Genomic DNA, 18,640 nt, shown 5'->3' with positions numbered 1-18,640 from the left:
CATCGGTGAGGATCACGTTAGGCGGCATGGAGGACAGCCGCTGTCCTAGAGGGAAAACCCAAGGGCCGCGGATCGGGTTCCGGGCGCCGATCCCGCCTCCCCGCCGCGACACACGCCCGACATCAACCCGTCACGCATGCCCCGGAATAGCGCCCCAACGCGCCCGGTTCTCAACGGACATGACCGTTGGAGTTTCCCTCAACCCGATCGACCCCACGAACCAGATCGACGCGAGTGTGCAACTCGCCAAGGAGGCGGCGGCCGCCGGACTGCGGTCCGCCTGGTTCGGCCAGACCTTCGGCGCCGACTCGCCGCAGCTCGCCGCGCTCGTCGGGCGCGAGGTGCCCGAGCTGCAGGTGGGCACGTCCGCCATCCCCGTCTTCGGTCGGCACCCGCTCGTCGTCTCCAGCCAGGCCCAGACCGCGCAGGCGGCCACGCACGGCCGCTACCACCTCGGACTCGCGCTCGGCACCAAGCTCCTGACCGAGACCGGCTTCGGCGTCCCGTTCGAGCGACCCGTCGCCCGACTCCGCGAATTCCTCACCGCAGTAAGGCAGTTGACCGAAACGGGCAGCGCCGACTACCACGGCGAGCTCCTCACCGCGACCACGCCGATCCCCGCCCGGGTGCCCGGCGCGGAGTCCGGCGTCCCGCTGCTGGTCGCCGCCATGGGACCGCAGGCGCTACGGGCCAGCGGCGAACTGGCCGACGGGATCCTGCCCTATCTCGCCGGGCCCCGCGCCCTCGGCGAGCACATCGTCCCGGCCCTCACCGCGGCCGCCGAGGCCGCCGGGCGCCCCGCCCCGCGGATCGTGGCACTCGTCCACGGCGTGGTCACCGACGACGTCGACGCGGTCCGCAGCACGTTCACCGAGTCGCTCGCGTTCTACGAGCAGATCCCCTCCTACGCACGGGTCATCGGGCTGTCCGGCGGCCGGCGGGCGGTCGACGTCGCGGTCATCGGCGACGAGAAGAAGGTGGCCGCCGAGGTGCAGCGCTACCGCGACGCCGGGGCCACCGAGGTGGTGTTCTCGGGCACCGAGGCCAGTGGCGCCGCCGACCGGCGCCGCACCTGGGAACTCCTGGGGGAGCTGGCGGGCTGACCGGACGGGCCGCCGGGAAAACCGGATGCATCGACCGGCGGCCGGCCGTTACCGTGTCCGTATGTCCACGCCCCGAATTTCCTAGCTGAGGACCCGCTTCCACACCAGAAGTCTGTCCTCGTGCTTATTCGGAGCGTTATCCCATGATCACCGTTCGTGGCGTCGAGCTGCGTGCCGGCGCCCGCCTGCTGCTGTCCGACGTGTCCCTCACCGTCTCTCCCGGCGACCGGGTCGGCCTGGTCGGCCGCAACGGGGCGGGCAAGACCACCCTGCTCACCGCCCTCGCCGGACGGGCCGAACCAGCAGCCGGAACCCTCACCCGCACCGGCCCCCTCGCCTACCTCGCCCAGGACTCCCGCGCCGCCGACCCGGCCCAGCGCGTCATCGACCGGATCCTGTCCGCCCGCGGCCTGGACGCCGCCCTGCACCGTCTCCGCGCCGCTGAATCCGCGATGGCCGACGCCGACGGTCCTCAGAGGTTGGAGCGCGCGATGGCCGCCTACGCCCGGGCGGAGGCCGCCTTCCAGGCCGGCGGCGGCTACGCGGCGGAGGCCGAGGCCGCCCGGGTGACGGCCGGCCTCGGCCTCCCGGAACGCGTGCTGGCCGAGCCCGTCGGCGCGCTCTCCGGAGGCCAGCGGCGCCGGGTCGAGCTGGCCCGCATCCTCTTCGCCGGGCACGACGGCACGCTGCTGCTGGACGAGCCCAGCAACCACCTCGACGCCGACTCCCTCGGCTGGCTCCGCGGCTTCCTCCAGGCCCACCGGGGCGGCCTGGTCGTGATCAGCCACGACACCGGACTGCTGGCGGACGTCGTCAACCGCGTCTTCCACCTCGACGCCACCCGCGCCACGATCGACCAGCACAACACCGGTTGGGCCGGGTACCTCGCCCAGCGCGCGGCCGACGCCCGGCGCCGCACCCGCGAACGGGCCAACGCCGAACGCAAGGCCGCTTCCCTGCACGCCCAGGCGGACAAGATGAAGGCCCGCTCCGCCACCGCCGTGATGGCCAAGAGCATGGCCCGCCGCGCCGACCGGATGCTCGCCGAGCTGGAACCGGTCCGGCGGACCGAGAAGACCGCCCGGATCCGCCTGCCCGAACCGCACCCCTGCGGCCGGATGCCGCTCGGCGCGATCGGCCTGACCAAGTCCTACGGCGACCACCCGGTCCTCACCGGGGTCGACCTCGCCGTGGACCGGGGCAGCCGCCTGGTGATCCTCGGCCTCAACGGCGCCGGCAAGACCACTCTGCTGCGCCTCCTCGCCGGCGCGGAGACTCCGGACACCGGTCGGGTGGTGCACGGCCAGGGACTGCGTCTGGGCTACTTCGCCCAGGAACACGACACCCTCGACGGCGCCCGGACGGTCCGGGAGAACCTGGCCGCGGCCGCCCCGCACCTCACGGAGCAGGACGCCCGGCGCGTGCTGGGTGCGTTCCTGTTCACCGGAGACGACGCCGACAAGCCCGCCGGCGTCCTCTCCGGAGGGGAGAAGACCCGCCTGGCCCTGGCCGGACTGGTCCACTCCGGAGCCAACGTGCTGCTCCTCGACGAGCCGACCAACAACCTCGACCCCGCCTCCCGGGACGAGGTGCTGGCGGCGGTCGGCCGCTACCCCGGCGCGATCGTGATGGTCACCCACGACGAGGACGCCCTCGACGCCCTGCGCCCCGACCGCGTGCTGCTCCTGCCGGACGCGGACGAGGACCTGTGGAGCGAGGAGTACCGCGACCTGGTGGCCCTCGCCTGACCGAGCCGGGGCGTACCGGACCGGACCGGGTCGGGTGATCCGGTCCGGTGACGTTGCTGGTTCCCGGGCCCGGGCCGTGGTGGCGGCCGGGACCCGGGAACCAGCCGCTCACGTCACGACTTGGGCGCGGCTGCCGGCGTGGCCGTCGGCGTCGGGTAGGCCGTGGTGGCGGCGGCCGACACCTGATGGGCCTCCTTGGCCACCAGCGCGGCCAGCTTCGCCGGGGTCAACTTGGTGGCCGGGTCGGCGACGGTCTGCCCGTTGATCTGGACGACCGGGACGGGCCCCAGGCCCGAGGCGGCGTAGTCCTCCTGGGACTTCTTCACCCACCCCTGGCGCTGGCCGCGGTCCAGGCACAGGTTGAACGTGTCGTGCTGGATCTTCCCGGCCTTCTTCGCGATCTCCTTGAGGAGCTTGGGGTCCTTCAGGCCGTCGGTCTGCGGTGCCGGCTGGTGCTGCCAGAGCTGGTCCATGAAGGGGCCGAAGCGGCCCTGGTCCTGGGCGCAGGCGGCTGCGGCGGCGGCCTCCTGCGCGCCGGTGCCCCCGTACTGCCGGTCGCTCTGGGTGACCAGGCGGTAGTCGATCTGGACCTGCCCGGACGCCAGGAGCTGCGCGATCGTGGTGGCGTACTTCTGCGCGAAATCGCGCGACTGCGGGCTGCGCGGGTCCTCGTACACCGTCATGCTGACCGGCACGGTCGGCTTGACCGGCAGGGCGAGCTTCGTGCCGTCCGGCGTGCCCACGGCACCGGAGGGCGGCTCGAACGCGGTCGCCTCGCCGGCCCGGGAGAACTGGCCGACCACGACGGCCGCCCCGCACACCACGGCGATGCCGACGCCGGCCACCACGTAATTGCGCCAGTGGCCGCCGGAGCCCTTCTTCGTCGCGTCGCCGTTGTTCTTGTTCCCTGCGGAGGCCACCATGCGCACCCTTTCACCAGGCAGTTCTCTGTGCTTGCCGACGGCGCCGTTCGCCGCGCCGGGCCGTCCTCAGCCGTCTCCGCGGGGTGCGGACCACGGCTGTGGCACGCACAGTGTGGCAGCATCCGCGCACTACCCCCGGCCCGGGGCCCGTGCTGGGCTGCTTCCGGTCGGAACGCCGCCACCGCCGTGCGGAGCAGTGCGCGCGCCCCTACGGAGAGCGAGCAGCCCGACGAGGCCGGGGAGGCGAGCAGGGACGACCGCCCGGCCGGCCCGCCGCGGGTCAGGCCCCGGGCGGCGACCAGACGTAGGGCGTGGTGGTGGTGACGGCGTGGAACCCGAGCCGGCCCAGGATGGGGGCGCTGTCGGCGGACGCGTCGACCTGGAGGTACCGCACACCGCGGGCCACGGCGAGTTCGGCGCGGGCGGCGACCAGCGCACGGTAGATCCCACGGCCGCGCCAGGCAGGCACGGTCGAGCCGCCCCACAGACTGGCGAACTCGGTGCCCTCCCGGAAGACCAGCCACGCCGCGCAGACCACCTCGCCGCCGGCCTCGGCCACCAGGACGGCGATCTCCTCCGGGGCCGCCGCGATGCGCCCGCTCAGGTCCTCGGCGAGCCAGCTCCAGTCCTGGCCCCAGACCGCCGACTCCATGGCGGCGATGCGGTGCAGGTCGACGTCGGCGGTCACCCGCCGCAGCCCGACACCGGGGGGCAGGACGGGAGCGCCGACCAACTGCCCGGTCCGGCCGACGAGCACCGTCTCCGGCTCCTCGGGGACGAAGCCCGCGGCGCGGAGCCGGTCCGTGAGGTCCGCCGGCCGGTCGTGCCCGCGGGTCTTCCACTCCACCGCTTCGCCGCGGGCGGCGAAGCGGTCGCGCTGGCGGGCGATCAGCCGGTCCAACTCGGCACCGCGCAGGCCCACGTCCGGCGGTGCGCTGACGAACCCGCGGAACTGCCCGACGATCCGCAGCACCGGACCGTCCTGCTCGTAGGTGACCCCGTCGGGAGGCGTGGGAGGCACTCCTCGCATCTGCTCGTCGTAGGCCGCGAGCAAGCCGTCGATGTCCGTCACGCACCTGACGGTACTGAGCGGTGGCAACTGGTTTTCCGGGCCGGCCCCGGCCCCGGCCCCGCGGCCACGGCGCCTATCGTCACTCGTGCCCCAGCCGGCCGACGGCCCCGTCAGGGCCCCTGCGCCGGCCACGGCGCCGCGCCGGACCAGCGGATCGGCCACCCTCCAGAGAGGCACGACCATGACGTTCACCCTGACCACGCAGACCCTGACGGTGCGGGGTCGGCGACTGGCCTACGCGGACGCCGGCGGACCGGGAACGCCGGTGCTGGCCCTGCACGGGCACTTCGGCCGGGCCAGGGCGTTCGCCGCCCTGGCCGCCGCCCTGGTACCGGAGTTCCGGGTCGTCGCCCTGGAGCAACGCGGCCACGGCCTCAGCGCACGCGACGACGACGTGTCCCCGGACGCGTACGTGGCCGACGCCGCCGCCTTCGTCCGGGCGTTGGGACTGGGACCGCTGCCGGTGCTCGGCCATTCGATGGGCGGGGTCGTGGCGTTCCGACTGGCCGCGCACCATCCGGAACTGGTCCGGGCGCTGATCGTCGAGGAGGGCGGTGCGCTCAACCGCCGGCCCGAGGTGGCGCATCCGGTGCTGGACGTCCGGGACTGGCCGCGCCGGGCACCGACGCTGGGTGAGCTGCGCCGCCAGGTGGAGGCCCGGGGCGTTCCGGACGCCGGCTACTTCCTGGAGAGCGCCGTCGAACGGCCCGACGGGTGGGGGTTCCTCTTCGACCACGCGGACATGGTGCGGTCGCAGGAGGCCCTGATCGGCGACTGGCGGCCCGACTGGCTGGCCACCAACTGCCCCGCGCTGCTGCTGCACGGCCTGGACAGCGTCGTCCTCCCCACCGCGATGGCGCGGGAGATGGCGCGGCGACGGCCGGGCACCACCCTGCGCGAGTTCCCCGGGTGCGGGCACTGGCTGCACGACGACGACCCGGCCGGATTCGCGGCGGCGGTGCGGGAGTTCCTCACCGCGTTGTGAGGGCGCTGCCGGTCCTCGCCCCCGGCTCGGCGGGTCTATCGGGCGAGCAGGCCGTCCAGGATGCGGCCGTACAACCACCGCGCCGAGCCGGCCACCACCGGTCCGAAGGCGCCCGGGACGCCGCGCGGGTGCACCTCGCCGCGCCAGACGACGCGGCAGCCCCCGTCCCGCGCACCCACCTCGACCTCGGCCCAACCGGTCACCACCCGGCCCTGCTTCACCAGCCGGCAGTGGCCCACGGCCGAGGCACCGGTGGCGTCCGGCGGCTCCCACCGCACGACGCGCATCACGTCGTCGAACGCGAGCCGGCCGAGGCCGGTCCGGGCGACGAAGGTGGTCCCCTCCCGGGTGGGCGGCGGCGTGGTGACGGTGATGGTGGTGAGCGGCACGTAGGCGGCGTGGGCCGCCCAGTCCGTCAGCCGTCGCCATGCGGCGTCGGGGGAGAGGGACGTCGTGCGTGCGATCACAAACCTGGCCACGGCCCCATGCTAGGAACTCCCGACAGCACGGACCAACGACGGGTCGGCCGGCCGGCGGTCACTCGACGCGGTGCCCCGGCGGACGGCTGCCGCCCTCCGATCCGGCCAAAGGGAGGACTCGGCAGTCCAGGCCCGGCCGGTCCCGGTCCGGCTGCGGCCGGAGTGCTTAGGCTGTCACCGCTACGGAAAGGTGCTGCCATGGATGCTGACTCCCGACGCAGGGCCGCGGTCGAGGAGCACTGGCGGGCGTCGGAACGCGGGGACACCGAAGCCGAGCACGCCCTCTACGCCACGGACGCGATCCTGGACTACCCGCAGTCAGGTGAGCGGTTCCGGGGCCGAGCGGTGATCGCGGCGCAACGTGGCGGGCACCCGGCAGACCGGCACTTCACCGTCCAGCGGATCACCGGCCAGGCGGATCTGTGGGTGAGCGAATGCCTCATCACCTACGACGGGGTGCCTTCGTACTCGGTGAGCATCATGGAATTCGCCGGCCAGCACGTGGTGCACGAGACGCAGTACTTCGCCGACCCCTTCGGCGCGCCGGCCCGGCGGGTCGCGCTCGCGGAGCCGATGCCGGGCCGGACCATCGCCGAAGCCTGATTCCCAGCGGATCCGCAGACGGCGGAATCCGTGCGGGTGGGCGAACGCACTCTCCACGGAACGGCGTTGTTCTCGGCAGTCCGCGCGGTCCCGGCCCGTCCGGCCTCAGGCCGGCGCGTATCCCCGGCTGTGCACCAGTTCCCCGGCGAGGCGGGTGAAGGCCCGCGCCGCGGCGGTCCGGTAGGCGTCGGTGCGACGGAGCAGCGTGACGGTCCGGGTGGGCAGGGCGGGGGCGAGGGGGAGCGGGGTGAGGTGGGGGTGGTCGTGGGTGATGGCGTCGGGGAGCACGGTCGCCAGCGAGGTGCGCCGGACGATCTCGGTGAGCGCCTGGATGGAGTTCGCCTCCACCGCGATGCGCGGGCTGACGTGGTGCTGGGCGAAGTAGGCGTCGATGTGCGTGCGGGTGGCGAAGTCGCCGCTCAGCAGGGCGAGTTGGCGGTCGGCGAGGGTGGTGACCGGTAGGGGCCTCGGAGGGGCGGCGGAGGGGCCGGCGGCCGCGGTCACCAGGCTCAGCGTCTCGGTGAACAGCGCGGCCGCCTCGATCCCGGCCAGATGCGGGCCGGCGAAGGCGATGCCGAGGTCCAACTCGTCGTCCAGCAGGCCCGTTTCGATGCGGTCCTGGGGCATCTCCCGGACCGCCAGGGTGACGCCGGGGTGGCGGGCGTGCAGCTCGGCGATGAGCGGCCCGACGAGGTAGGCGGTGAACGTCGGGGTGAGCCCCAGGCGCAGGTGGCCCCGGGAGAGGTCCCGCACGTCGTGCACGGCCCGCTCGGCGGCGGCCAGGTCGCGCAGCGCGTGCCGGGCGTGGTGGGTGTACGCCTCGCCGGCGTCGGTCAGGCGCACGGTGCGGCCGGTGCGGTCCAGGAGCTGCACCCCCACCGTCCGCTCCAGCTGCTTGACCTGCTGCGAGAGGGTCGGCTGCGAGATGTGCAGGTCCTCGGCGGCACGGGTGAAGCTGCCGTGCTCCGCCACGGCGAGCAGGTAACGCAGATGACGCAGTTCCAGGGCCATGTCACCACTATAGGACCTCCTATAGATGCGATCTATGAGAGGCATGCCTAGTGGCTCTTGGACTCTATAGGTCCAGGTCGTGCATGGTGGATCTCGCCGGCCCCACCGGACCGGTCAGCCCGACCGAAGGGAACGACCATGCCAGACCTCGCCGAGCGCGTCGCGCGCTTCCAACGCGACGTCCACCCGGCCAAGGCCGACCTGTTCGGTCACCTGGCCACCCACCACCAGCCGCACACGCTGTTCATCGGCTGCTCCGACGCCCGCGTCGTCCCGGAACTGCTCACGTCGAGCGAACCGGGCGAACTGTTCGTCGTCCGCACCGCCGGCAATCTCGTCCCGGCCCACCACCACGGGTCCGGCGACGGGGTCGCGGCCAGCATCGAGTACGCCGTCGCGGTGCTCGGGGTCACGGACGTCGTGGTGTGCGGACACGCGGCGTGCGGCGCGATGACGGCGCTCGCCACGGGCCACGACCTCTCCGGAACCCCCGCGGTCGCCCACTGGCTGCACCACGCGGACGCCGCCCGGGCCCGCGCCGCCGTCGGCGGGCCCGCCGCGGACGTGGCGGAGCTGGTGCGGCAGAACGTCCGCACCCAGCTGGCCAACCTGGTCACCCACCCCTCGGTCGCCAGGGCCCTCGCCGAGCGGGCGCTCCGCCTGCACGGCTGGGTCTACGACATCGCCTCCGGCGGCGTGGAGCGCATCCCGCACGACGAGGCGACCCCGGGCGCCGCACCCCGCGCCGCCTGACCCCGCCGGCCTCTTCCCCGGCACCCGACCACCCCACCACCGAAAGGAACCCGTCACCATGACCGACGCCACCACCCCCCGCACGCCGCACGCGCAGTTCCACCCCGACGCCCGCCAGGCCCTGGCCCTCGCCGCGGTCGAGGCCAAGACGCGCAAGGACCTCACCTGGCAGCAGATCGCCGACGCCGCCGAGCTGTCGGTCGCGTTCGTCACCGCCGCCGTGCTCGGCCAGCACGCCCTGCCGGCCCGGTCGGCCCGCGCGGTCGCCGAACTGCTCGGCCTCGACGAGGACGCGGTGATGCTGCTCCAGACGATCCCCACCCGCGGCTCGATCCCCGGCGGGATCCCCACCGACCCGACCATCTACCGCTTCTACGAGATGCTCCAGGTCTACGGCACCACCCTCAAGGCCCTGGTCCACGAGCAGTTCGGCGACGGCATCATCAGCGCGATCAACTTCAAGCTGGACGTGAAGAAGGTCGCCGACCCCGAGGGCGGCGAGCGCGCCGTCATCATCCTGGACGGCAAGTACCTGCCGACCAAGCCCTTCTGACCCGGCAACCCCACCCGCCCCACCCGGAAGGAAGCCCCACCATGGACTTCGCCCAGCGGACCATCGACCTCGCCCGTCAGAACGTCATCGACGGCGGCCGCCCCTTCGCCACCGTCATCGTCAAGGACGGCGAGGTCCTGGCCGAGAGCCCCAACAAGGTCGCCCAGACCAACGACCCCACCGCCCACGCCGAAGTCCTCGCCATCCGCGAGGCGTGCACCAAGCTGGGAACCGAGCACCTGATCGGCACCACCATCTACGTGCTCGCCCAGCCCTGCCCGATGTGCCTGGGCGCGCTCTACTACTGCTCCCCGGACGAGGTCGTCTTCCTCACCACCCGCGACGCCTACGAGCCGCACTACGTCGACGACCGCAAGTACTTCGAACTCGCCACCTTCTACGGCGAGTTCGCCAAGGAATGGGACCAGCGCCGACTCCCGATGCGGTACGCGCCCAGCGACGCGGCGGTGGACGTCTACCGCTTCTGGCAGGAGAACAACGGCGGCCGACGCAACGCGACCTCGATGCCCGGCCAGTAAGACCGCCGTCCCGACTCAACACCTCCGGCGCCCGGCAGCCGGGCACGCTCCGCAGCGTGCCGCGGCCGCCGGGCTCCGGCCCGTGCGCCGCTACCCGTCGAAGTCGGTGGAGCGGCTCAGTTCCTCCCAGGCGGCGAACTCCGCCCGGGAGCCGTCCCCATGCGTCGAGAGCGCATCGGCGGCGTCGTTGCCCAGCGGCAGCCGCAGTGGAGTGTGCTCGGCGTCGAGGGCGGTTAGCAGCGCGGCGGCGGCCTTCGCGGGGTCGCCGGGCTGCGCGCCGTCGCTCGCCGCGAGCGACGCCCGGACCGGGCCGACGGTCTCCTCGTACGCGGGCAGGGCGGCGGACCGTCGCAGGGTCCCGGCAGCCGCGAACCCGGTGCGGAACGCGCCCGGTTCGACGATCAGCACCTTGATCCCCAACGGTGCCACCTCGGCCGCCAGCGCCTCCGAAAGCCCCTCCAACGCGAACTTCGACGCGCAGTAGGCCCCCACGCCGGCGAACGCGAACCGCCCGCCCATGCTGCTCATCTGCACGATCGCCCCCGACCGGCGGCGGCGCATGTGCGGGAGCACCGCCCGGGTCAACGCGGCCGGCCCGAACAGGTGCAGGTCCATCACCTCGCGCAGTTCCCGGTCCGTGGTCTCCTCGACCGCCCCGACGACGCCCCGACCGGCGTTGTTGACCAGGACGTCGATCCGGCCGTACCGCTCGACGAGCTCGCCCACCGCGCTCTCGGCGGCGGCCACGTCCGTGACGTCGAGGCGCTGCGCCACCACCCGGCCCGGATGCGCCGCCACCAGCTCGTCCAGTGCCGCGGTCCGTCGGGCCGCGGCCACCACGAAGTCACCGTCCGCGACCGCGGCCTCGACGATCGCCCGCCCGAAACCGCTGCTCGCACCGGTCACCAGCCATGTCCTGCGCATCCTCGTGCTCCCTAGATCGCCCGGCTCCTCGCGGACCATCCTGCGGAGTCGCCGCGTCACCCGTCCAAGATCCCTTGTGATAGCCGATGGTTATCACCGGGCGCCGGCGACGGGGCCCCCGCCGAGGCCAGTTGCCGCCGGGCGAAGTCCACGAAGGCGGCCGTGGCGGGGTGGGACGGCTCGGCCGGCCGGGCCAGGTGGACGGTGACCGGACCGGCATCGACGATCGGGAGGTAGCGCACGCCGGGGTGCGGATGGTCATGGGCGGTGCCCTCCGCGGTGACACCGACCGCCTCGCCGGTGGCGATCGCGGTCAGCCACTCGTCGACCCCCGGCACGTCCAGGGTCGCCGGGCGCCGCCCGGCCGGCCACAGCTCCGGGCCGGTGGTCGACGCCGTCGCGCACAGCGCGACGACCTCCCGCCCGACTTCCGCCAACCGGACCTCGGCACGTTCCGCCAGCCGGTGGCCCGCCGGCACCGCGGCCATCCGCCGCTCCCGCACCAGCGCGCGATGAACCAGCCCGGAGTCCTCGACCGGACGGGTGCGCAGGAAGGCCAGATCGGCCTCGCCGCGGCGCAGCGGCGCCTCGGGATCGTCGACCCGGCGCACCCGTACGGGGACCTCCGGACATTCCGCGCGCCAGGCCCGTAGCAGGGGCACGGTGTGCCGGCCGAGCGCGGCCCAGGCGAAGACCAGCCGCAGCGGTCGCGGCCCGGGCGGGGCCACCGCCTCGGCCAGTGCGTCGTCGAGCTGCCGCAGGATGCGCCGGGCGTGCGCGCACAGCCGCCGTCCTGCCGGGGTCAGGGCCAGACTGCGCGTCGTGCGCGCGACCAGCCGCACCTCCAGCCGGCCCTCCAACTGCTCCAGCGTGCGGGAGAGGGCCGGTTGCGTGATCCGCAGGGTCCTCGCGGCGTCGGTGATCGTCCCCTCGTCGTCGATCGCGACCAGGGCCCGCAGATGACGCAGCTCCACATTCATAAACACCAAGCATAAATCGAGCCCGGAAGGCATTTCCCGGTCCGCAGGCGGCGGCCGTAGCGTCCCGGGCATGAACATTGCGCTGATCGGAGCCACCGGCACACTGGGCACCGCCGTCCACACGGAGCTCACCGGCCGCGGCCACCACGTCCTCACCGTCGGACGCACCGCCGGCGACCTCCGCCACGACCTCACCGACCCGGACCAGATCGCCGCGCTCTACCGGGCGGCCGGCCCGCTGGACGCCGTGGTCAGCACCGCCGGCGACGTCCCCTACAAGCCGGTCGCGGAACTCACCGCCGACGACTGGCAGGCGGCGTTCCGCGGCAAGGTGCTGAGCCAGCTCGAACTGGTCCGCCAGGGCCTGCCGCACGTCGCCGAGCACGGTTCGTTCACCCTGATCACCGGCATCCTGGCCCGGGAACCGATCCCCACCGGCGCCGCCGCCTCCATGGCCAACGGCGCCGTCGAGGCGTTCGTCCGCGCCGCCGCGATCGAGATCGCACCACAGCGGATCAACGCCGTCAGCCCCACCGTCTTCACCGAATCCCTGGACGCCTACGGCGACTTCTTCCCCGGCATGGGCTCGGTCCCGCTGGCCGACGTCGCCCGCGCCTACGTCCGCTCCGTCGAGGGCCGCCAGACGGGACAGGTCTACACGGTGCAGTAGCGAACGGGGCCGGCGAGCGCTCAGTGGCCCGCGTGTGCGGCGTGGGCCGGAGCGGTGTGCCGGATCAACTCGTCGACGACGTCCCGCGCATCGCCCCGCCGCGCGAACGCGGCCCGCTGCCGCCGCGCACCGCACCCGCCCGCCCCGCGCGCACCGTCGTCCGCATCGTCCTGGGCACCGGCGAGCCGGAGCACGGCCGCGGTGACCGCCGCCAACTCCCCGGACGCCTCCAGGGCCGGCCGGATGTACGCGACGAGTTCCCGCAGCAGCCGACCGGCCGGGACGGCCCGGCCGGTGCGCACGTCGAGGGCGTGCTCGGCACAGCCGTCACGAGCCGCCCGCCAGTAGGCCGCCCGCAGCAGGGACGGGCACACGTCGGGACCCGGGTCGCCGTGCCGCACCTGCTCCAGGGCCTGCACGACCAGGGCCCGGACCAGGACGCCGAGCATCGCCGCCTGCTCGACGCCCACCGGCACGTCCATGGCGCGGACCTCCACGGTGGGCAGGTGCGACGACGGCCGCACGTCCCACAGCAGCGTGTGGTCGCCGACGACGGCTCCGGCGTCCTCCAGGGCCGCGCACAACTGCGCGTAGTGGTGGGCGGAGCGGAAGTAGGGCGGCGGCCCGGCGACCGGCCACCGACCGCCGGCGGCGGTGCGCCAGCTGGCGTACCCGGTGTCCCGACCGTCCCGGAACGGGGAGTTCGCCGACAGCGCGACCAGGGACGGCAACCACGGCCGCAGGTGGTTGCAGACCAGGACCGCGTGGTCCAGGTCGGGGACCTCGACGTGCGCGTGCAGGCCGCAGTGCGTGTGGGTCTCGCTGAGGGCCCGGTACGCGGCGAGCCCGGGCCCGTAGGCGGGGTCGTCGCGCAGCGGCGTCGGGTCGGCCGCCCCCAGGACCGGCGTCCCGGTCGCCGCGATCCGCAGTCCCTCCGCGGTGGCCGCGGCGGCCACCGCGGTCCGCATCCGCTCCAGGTGGCCGTGGAGTTCGTCCAGTCCGCCGCAGGGCGGCGTCTTGGCCTCGATCTGATACTCAGTCAACTCGCCGGAGACCCGGTCGGCCAGGGCCGCCGCCGCGCGCCGCAGCACCCGGGAGCCGGCCGGCACGACCTCGCGGGTCTCGGGGTCGACGAGGAAGTACTCCTCCTCCACGCCCACGGTCGGGATCCGCGCGTCACTGCTCATGTCCGGTCTCCTTCGTCGCCCGGTCCGGCCGCGCCACCACAGCCGTGGGGCGCGTCGGCACGGGGCTGCCCGGTTCCCTCGGGAGGGCCGGGGCGCCCGCGGAGCCGGACCGCCCCGAGCCGCCGGGGCCTGGTCGCTCTCCTGCGCCCCATGCTCGGGCCGCGGCGGAGGACCTGCCACAGCGGTTCACCCGCCCGGGAGGCGCCGGGGTGCCCGGCACGACGCCTCCCTTCACGCCGGTGGCGCAGCGCCCCGACCGTGCGAACGCAGCCGAGACCCCGTGCCCCACCCGACGTCCGCGCCGGAGGAGGCCGTCCGGCGGTCGCCGGAAAGGTCCCGGACCACCTGCTCCGGGCCAGTGACCTCGACCCCACGGCCCGGACCGAACCGAGTACAGGTCACAGGGCCTGGAACGGCCGTGCGACGAGCACGCGTCGCCGGTTTGAGATCCGGACATGACCCCTTCAGGTGGAAGAAGGCGTGAAGTCTCCCCACTCGCCCCACCCCTCGCCGACGATTCGGAGCGTCACTGATCACCGGTGTGATCAACATAAAGGGGTGGGCCGGCCCGCGGGCCGGTAGCGGCCATTCCGCGGCGCCTACGGGTGCCGCCGGGTGGCCGCGCCCACAGAAGGGGACGAATCACGATGAACGTCAAGCTGCTCTCCGCCACGGCTGCCGCCCTGGCCGTGGCCGGGGTCGTCGCCGGATCCGCCGCCGCGTACGCGACGGTGTCCGGCGACGGTGGAAACCGCATCGGCACGGTGCGGGCCAACGGCAAAGCCTCCGTGAAGCAGGGGGGCCTCAGCGCCACCTGGGTCGAGGAGGCCGGCGACGTCAAGCAGGTCGTGCTCACCGGCAACCGCATCGGTGTCCTGAAGGGCAACGGTGACGCCTTCGTCAAGGAGGGCGGTCTCAGCGCCACGTGGGTCAAGGAGGCGACGGACGTCAAGCAACTGGCGCTGTCCGGCAACCGGATCGGGGTGCTCAAGGACACCGGAGAGGCGTTCGTGAAGGAGGGCGGCCTCAGCGCGACCTGGGTGAAGGAGGCCGGCAAGGCGAAGCAGCTGGAACTCTCCGGGCGACGCATCGGCGTCGTCAAGGGCAACGGTGACGCCTTCGTCAAGGAGGGCGGCCTGAGCGCCACGTGGGTCAAGGAGGCCGGCAACGTCGTCGACATCGACCTCGCCGGCAACCGCATCGGCGTCTTCAAGGGCAACGGCGAGGCGTTCGTGAAGGAGGGCGGCCTCAGTGCCACCTGGGTCAAGGAGGCCGACGACGTCATCCAGTTGGAACTGTCCGGCAACCGCATCGGTGTCCTCAAGGACGACGGTGACGCCTTCGTCAAGGAGGGCGGCCTGAGCGCCACGTGGGTCAAGGAGAGCGACAAGACGACCCAGATCGCGTTGTCGGGCAAGCGCATCGGCGTCCTCAAGGGCAACGGCAACGCCTACGTGAAGGAAGGCGGCCTGAGCGCCGCCTGGGTCCTGGAGGCGACCAACGTCACCGAGTTGGCCTTCTCGTAGCCGGCCATCAGGAGGAGTCGGAGCCCCGGTCGGCGCGTGACGCCGGCCGGGGCCTCAGCGTGCGGCGCCCGGCGGCCCGTCGGCGTCGGCGTACTGGGCCACCCCGTTGCCGAGCGACCAGTCCAGCGAGGCGTTCTCGGTCAGGGTGACGAACACGTTCCGCGGCTCGGTGCCCGCGTACTCCTCGGCCAGTTCGGCGATCCGCCGGTAGAGCGCCTGCTTCTGGTCGGAGCTGCGCCCCGCGCGCAGGGTGATCGCGACGTACACGATGCCGTCGTCGCGCTGAATACCGAAGTAATTGCCGTACCGCAGCGTGCCGTTGGTGCCGTCGTGGCTGGTCAGGACCTGGAACCGGTCCTCCGGCGGGATCTGGATCGTCTCGATCAGGGCGTCGTGCACGGCCCGGCCGAGCGCGTCGAGCCGCTCGGCGTCGGCCCGCAGTGCGTCGATGCGGACGAAGGGCATGGGGCTCTCCTCGGTGCGGTGCGGTGCGGTGCGGTGCGGAGGCGTGGCGCGGTCTGCGTGTGACCGGGCGCGGCCGGCTCGGTCGTGATCGTACATACTAGTAGGTACAACCGTGCTGGGCCTCCTCGATCAGCAGTGCACCTCGGGCTCCCCGCCGACGGCCGCATGGACCCGCCGTTGCCGCGCGCCACCGGGCGTGCCGCAGTCCTGTCCCCGGACCGCCGCCGGCTCGCCGTGCTCACCGCGACCGACAACGACGGACGCCCCGGGCGGAGCCGGCCTCACGGGATCAGTCGCTGCTCCTTCGCCGCCGCGACCGCACCCGCGCGGGTCTCTACGCCGAGCTTGGCGTAGATGCGGACCAGGTGCGTCTTGACGGTGGCCTCGCTGATGAACAGGGCGCGGGCGATCTCGCGGTTGCCGAGCCCGCGGGCGAGCTGGCCGAGGATGTCCAACTGGCGCTCGGTCAGCGCGGCATGGGGCTTGCGCACCCGCTCCATCACGCGGTTGGCCGCGGGCGCGGAGAGCACGGCCCGGCCCTCCGCGGCGGCGGCGATCGCGGCGAACAACTCCTCGGGCCGTTCGGCCTTGAGGAGATAGCCGGTGGCGCCCACCTGCACGGCGCGGGTGACGTCGGCGTCGGTGTCGTAGGTGGTGAGCACCAGGACGCGGGTGCCGGGCACCTCGGCGACGATGCGGCGGGTCGCCTCGATGCCGTCGATGCCGGTGCCGAGGCTGAGGTCCATCAGCACCACGTCGGGCCGGCGTCGGGCGGCGACGGCCAGCGCCTCCTCGCCGGTGGCCGCTTCGCCGACGACCTCGATGCCGGGATCGGCGGACAGCAGGGCGCGCAGGCCGGCCCGGACCACGGCGTGGTCGTCGCACAACAGCAGGCGCACCCGCCGGCCGGGGGCGTCGGGGGAGTCGGATGGGCGGGACATGCGGGTCACTCCTCGTCCGGGTCGGTCGCCGGGCCGCTCGCCCGGAGCGGAACGGCCGCGGAGACGACCGTGCCCTCGCCGGGATGGGACTCGATGGTCAGGGTGCCGTCGAGCTGTCGCAACCTGACCTCCATGGCGCGCAGCCCGTGGCCGCGGTGTGGTGCGGTCCCGGGTGCGTCCTGTTGGCCGGGGCGGAAGCCGCAGCCGTTGTCGGCGACGTCGAGGACCACGTCCTCGTCGAGGTAGCTGAGGGTCAGGACGGCGTCGGTGGCGCGGGCGTGTTCGCGGACGTTGGCGACGGCGCCCTGGGCCACCCGCAACAGGCCCGCCTCGACGGCCGGCGGCAGCGGTACCGGATCGCCGTCGATCCGGAAGTGCACGGCCGGACCGCCGTGCGCCGCCTCGGCCGAGGTGCCCGCGGTGGCCGCCCCGGCCGCGGTCTCGCGGCGGGCCAGCGCACGCAGCGCCTCGGGCAGGCCGCCCCCGTCGGCGAGGTCGGCGGGCGCCAGGTCGTGGACGAACCGGCGCGCCTCGACGAGGTTGCGCTCCGCGATGGCGGAGGCGGTGGTCATGTGTTGGTGGGCCGCTGCCGGGTCCGCGTCCCAGAGCCGTTCGGCGGCCTGGAGCAGCATCCGTTGGCTCGACAGGGCCTGGGCGAGCGTGTCGTGGATCTCCATCGACAGACGCTCGCGCTCGGCGAGCATGCCCGCCCGGCGTTGACTGCCGGCCAGTACGCGGCGGGTGCGCACCAGGTCCTCGATCAGCAGGTGCTGCCGGGCCGACTGGCGCTGCATGTGCGTGAACACCGTCGCAGCCAGGCCGGCGACCACCGGCGGCACCACGATCAGCAGCGGGTCGGGGCCGTTGATCCGCACCTGGGCGACCACCACCAGGACCGTCAGCACGGTGATCAGCGCCAACGCGGCGCGCGCCGGGAGCAACTGCAACGCCGTGTAGACGATCGCCACCGCACTCCAGGCGAAGCTCGGTGCCTGGAGTACCAGGGCCACCCACCCGAGCACGAAGACCCCGAGCCAGACCCGGCGCCACCGCGGTGCGATCGCCCCGTCCACGGCCGGCCGCGCCACGTACGCCACCGCCAGCAGCGTGGTGAGCGCGATCACCCACCAGGTGCCGGGGGCGCCGGGATGGTGGGTGAGGTAGCGGGCCATGGCGGCGATCAACAGCAGGACGAACGAGGCCGAGATGACCGCCTCCATGCCGCGGCCGGTCGGTCCGTCCGCGGGGTCCGTCCGCGGTACGCCGTCCGCCGCTCCGGTACGGCCACCGCTCACGTGCTTCACGTCCATCCTTGATTCGTAGCCCGGATTCCGGCCCGCGCCCGTCATCCGATCGGTTGACACCGACGTCATCCATCATGCTCCGCGACGCCATCCGCTCCGCGGACCGCCGTCCCGCCCACGCCACCAAGGATGGAACCACCGCAACCACTGCGGACCGCGGGGCCCCGGCCCCCGGGCGACGAAGAGGAGCACCTCCCATGCAGATGCCGTCCACACGGACCAGGATCATCGCCGGCGCGGCCGTCCTGGCGGCCGTCGGGGTGACCGCCGTCGGCGCGGTCGCCGTCGCGGCACCGGACAACGCCGCCCGCAGCGGCGCGGCCACCGCGGTCCGGGCGCAGAACGTCGTCGCCACCGACCACCTGACCGTCGCCGCGGCGGCCAAGGCCGCGCAGGCCGCGCTCGCCGCCGCCGAGAAGGCCGACCAGCACGTGTCGGTGGCCGTGGTCGACCGCAACGGCAACACCCTCGTCACGCTGCGCGGCGACGGCGCCGGCCCGCAGTCGTACAAGGCGGCGGAGGAGAAGGCGTTCACCGCGGTGTCCTGGAACGCGCCGACCTCGACGCTGGTCAAGCGCCTGGAGCAGGCCCCCACCCTGAAGGACATCCCCGGCACGCTGTTCCTCGCCGGCGGCGCCCCCGTCCAGGCCAAGGGCGCCCCGGTCGCCGGCATCGGCGTGGCCGGCGCGCCCAGCGGCGACCAGGACGAGCAGTTCGCCCAGGCCGGAGTCGCCGCGCTCAACGGCTGACGTCCACCCGCCGCCGCAGCGGTGCGAGTCGCGCGGCGGCGCGTCGGGGGCGGCCCCGTCCACGGATCGTGGGCGGGGCCGCCCCGGTCTTCCGTCTCCCACCGCGCCGTGCGAGGGTGTTGAGC

20 protein-coding genes are annotated in these 18,640 nt (G+C 73.8%); 10 read left to right on the top strand and 10 right to left on the bottom strand.

Annotated elements, in window-relative coordinates:
• Positions 1 to 179 precede the first annotated feature (179 nt).
• On the top strand, positions 180 to 1,103 hold the full coding sequence (locus ACLJT4_RS13400) for an LLM class F420-dependent oxidoreductase (RefSeq protein WP_411122525.1): 924 nt from the start codon (positions 180 to 182) through the stop codon (positions 1,101 to 1,103).
• Between the two features lie 143 nt (positions 1,104 to 1,246).
• Positions 1,247 to 2,851, top strand: coding sequence for an ABC-F family ATP-binding cassette domain-containing protein (locus ACLJT4_RS13395; protein ID WP_411122524.1), 1,605 nt, complete (start codon positions 1,247 to 1,249; stop codon positions 2,849 to 2,851).
• 113 nt (positions 2,852 to 2,964) lie between these two features.
• Here the strand turns inward: ACLJT4_RS13395 and ACLJT4_RS13390 are convergent, their stop codons facing one another.
• A complete protein-coding gene (locus tag ACLJT4_RS13390; protein WP_411122523.1) occupies positions 2,965 to 3,774 on the bottom strand; it encodes a DsbA family protein in 810 nt (269 codons plus the stop codon).
• Positions 3,775 to 4,054: 280 nt separating this feature from the next.
• Positions 4,055 to 4,846: a GNAT family N-acetyltransferase gene (locus ACLJT4_RS13385; protein ID WP_411122522.1), complete on the bottom strand. Its 792-nt coding sequence runs from the start codon at positions 4,844 to 4,846 to the stop codon at positions 4,055 to 4,057.
• Positions 4,847 to 5,027: 181 nt separating this feature from the next.
• On the opposite strand from ACLJT4_RS13385, the gene ACLJT4_RS13380 reads away from it, so the two are divergent.
• On the top strand, positions 5,028 to 5,831 hold the full coding sequence (locus ACLJT4_RS13380; RefSeq protein ID WP_411122521.1) for an alpha/beta fold hydrolase: 804 nt from the start codon (positions 5,028 to 5,030) through the stop codon (positions 5,829 to 5,831).
• Positions 5,832 to 5,866: 35 nt separating this feature from the next.
• Here ACLJT4_RS13380 and ACLJT4_RS13375 read toward each other — a convergent pair whose 3' ends face one another.
• A complete protein-coding gene (locus tag ACLJT4_RS13375) occupies positions 5,867 to 6,310 on the bottom strand; it encodes an SRPBCC family protein (RefSeq protein WP_411122520.1) in 444 nt (147 codons plus the stop codon).
• Positions 6,311 to 6,508: 198 nt separating this feature from the next.
• Here ACLJT4_RS13375 and ACLJT4_RS13370 point away from each other — a divergent pair, with 198 nt between their 5' ends.
• Positions 6,509 to 6,913 carry a nuclear transport factor 2 family protein gene (locus ACLJT4_RS13370; protein WP_411122519.1) on the top strand — a complete coding sequence of 135 codons (405 nt, stop codon included), beginning with the start codon at positions 6,509 to 6,511 and terminating at the stop codon, positions 6,911 to 6,913.
• A gap of 105 nt (positions 6,914 to 7,018) precedes the next feature.
• Here the strand turns inward: ACLJT4_RS13370 and cynR are convergent, their stop codons facing one another.
• A complete protein-coding gene (cynR, locus tag ACLJT4_RS13365; protein WP_411122518.1) occupies positions 7,019 to 7,924 on the bottom strand; it encodes a transcriptional regulator CynR in 906 nt (301 codons plus the stop codon).
• A gap of 138 nt (positions 7,925 to 8,062) precedes the next feature.
• On the opposite strand from cynR, the gene ACLJT4_RS13360 reads away from it, so the two are divergent.
• The 3 genes from ACLJT4_RS13360 to ACLJT4_RS13350 are packed head-to-tail and all read left to right on the top strand — an operon-like array spanning position 8,063 to position 9,769.
• Complete coding sequence (locus ACLJT4_RS13360) at positions 8,063 to 8,677, top strand: carbonic anhydrase (protein ID WP_411122517.1); 615 nt, start codon at positions 8,063 to 8,065, stop codon at positions 8,675 to 8,677.
• Between the two features lie 58 nt (positions 8,678 to 8,735).
• Complete coding sequence (gene cynS / locus ACLJT4_RS13355; protein WP_411122516.1) at positions 8,736 to 9,230, top strand: cyanase; 495 nt, start codon at positions 8,736 to 8,738, stop codon at positions 9,228 to 9,230.
• A gap of 41 nt (positions 9,231 to 9,271) precedes the next feature.
• Positions 9,272 to 9,769, top strand: coding sequence for a nucleoside deaminase (locus ACLJT4_RS13350; RefSeq protein ID WP_411122515.1), 498 nt, complete (start codon positions 9,272 to 9,274; stop codon positions 9,767 to 9,769).
• Positions 9,770 to 9,859: 90 nt separating this feature from the next.
• Here ACLJT4_RS13350 and ACLJT4_RS13345 read toward each other — a convergent pair whose 3' ends face one another.
• Both ACLJT4_RS13345 and ACLJT4_RS13340 read right to left on the bottom strand, forming a co-directional pair.
• A complete protein-coding gene (locus ACLJT4_RS13345) occupies positions 9,860 to 10,693 on the bottom strand; it encodes an oxidoreductase (RefSeq protein WP_411122514.1) in 834 nt (277 codons plus the stop codon).
• Positions 10,694 to 10,749: 56 nt separating this feature from the next.
• A complete protein-coding gene (locus tag ACLJT4_RS13340) occupies positions 10,750 to 11,673 on the bottom strand; it encodes a LysR family transcriptional regulator (RefSeq protein WP_411122513.1) in 924 nt (307 codons plus the stop codon).
• Between the two features lie 70 nt (positions 11,674 to 11,743).
• Between ACLJT4_RS13340 and ACLJT4_RS13335 the strand changes: the two genes are divergently transcribed.
• Positions 11,744 to 12,343, top strand: coding sequence for a short chain dehydrogenase (locus tag ACLJT4_RS13335; RefSeq protein ID WP_020931175.1), 600 nt, complete (start codon positions 11,744 to 11,746; stop codon positions 12,341 to 12,343).
• A 20-nt stretch (positions 12,344 to 12,363) separates the two neighbouring features.
• On the opposite strand, the gene ACLJT4_RS13330 is transcribed toward ACLJT4_RS13335, so the two are convergent.
• Positions 12,364 to 13,530 carry a glutamate--cysteine ligase gene (locus ACLJT4_RS13330; protein ID WP_411122512.1) on the bottom strand — a complete coding sequence of 389 codons (1,167 nt, stop codon included), beginning with the start codon at positions 13,528 to 13,530 and terminating at the stop codon, positions 12,364 to 12,366.
• Positions 13,531 to 14,177: 647 nt separating this feature from the next.
• On the opposite strand from ACLJT4_RS13330, the gene ACLJT4_RS13325 reads away from it, so the two are divergent.
• The gene (locus ACLJT4_RS13325) at positions 14,178 to 15,056 is read left to right on the top strand and encodes a peptidase S1 (RefSeq protein ID WP_411122511.1); all 879 of its coding nucleotides are present in this window, start codon (positions 14,178 to 14,180) and stop codon (positions 15,054 to 15,056) included.
• A gap of 54 nt (positions 15,057 to 15,110) precedes the next feature.
• Here the strand turns inward: ACLJT4_RS13325 and ACLJT4_RS13320 are convergent, their stop codons facing one another.
• The 3 genes from ACLJT4_RS13320 to ACLJT4_RS13310 all read right to left on the bottom strand — a co-directional run bounded on the left by ACLJT4_RS13320 (position 15,111) and on the right by ACLJT4_RS13310 (position 17,772).
• Positions 15,111 to 15,521 (bottom strand): tautomerase family protein, encoded by a 411-nt coding sequence (locus ACLJT4_RS13320; protein WP_411122510.1) that lies wholly within the window; start codon positions 15,519 to 15,521, stop codon positions 15,111 to 15,113.
• A gap of 281 nt (positions 15,522 to 15,802) precedes the next feature.
• The gene (locus tag ACLJT4_RS13315; protein WP_411122509.1) at positions 15,803 to 16,462 is read right to left on the bottom strand and encodes a response regulator; all 660 of its coding nucleotides are present in this window, start codon (positions 16,460 to 16,462) and stop codon (positions 15,803 to 15,805) included.
• Between the two features lie 5 nt (positions 16,463 to 16,467).
• Positions 16,468 to 17,772, bottom strand: coding sequence for a sensor histidine kinase (locus ACLJT4_RS13310; protein ID WP_411122508.1), 1,305 nt, complete (start codon positions 17,770 to 17,772; stop codon positions 16,468 to 16,470).
• A gap of 191 nt (positions 17,773 to 17,963) precedes the next feature.
• Here ACLJT4_RS13310 and ACLJT4_RS13305 point away from each other — a divergent pair, with 191 nt between their 5' ends.
• Entirely contained in the window at positions 17,964 to 18,515 is a 552-nt protein-coding gene (locus tag ACLJT4_RS13305; RefSeq protein WP_411122507.1) for a GlcG/HbpS family heme-binding protein, read from the top strand.
• The last annotated feature ends 125 nt before the right edge of the window (positions 18,516 to 18,640 follow it).

It is taken from the genome of Streptomyces sp. x-19, assembly GCF_046549115.1.
GTDB classification, from domain to species: Bacteria; Actinomycetota; Actinomycetes; order Streptomycetales; family Streptomycetaceae; genus Streptomyces; species Streptomyces albulus_C.
Note: the sequence above shows the minus strand (reverse complement) of the source record. Positions and strands in the feature narration are given on the sequence as shown.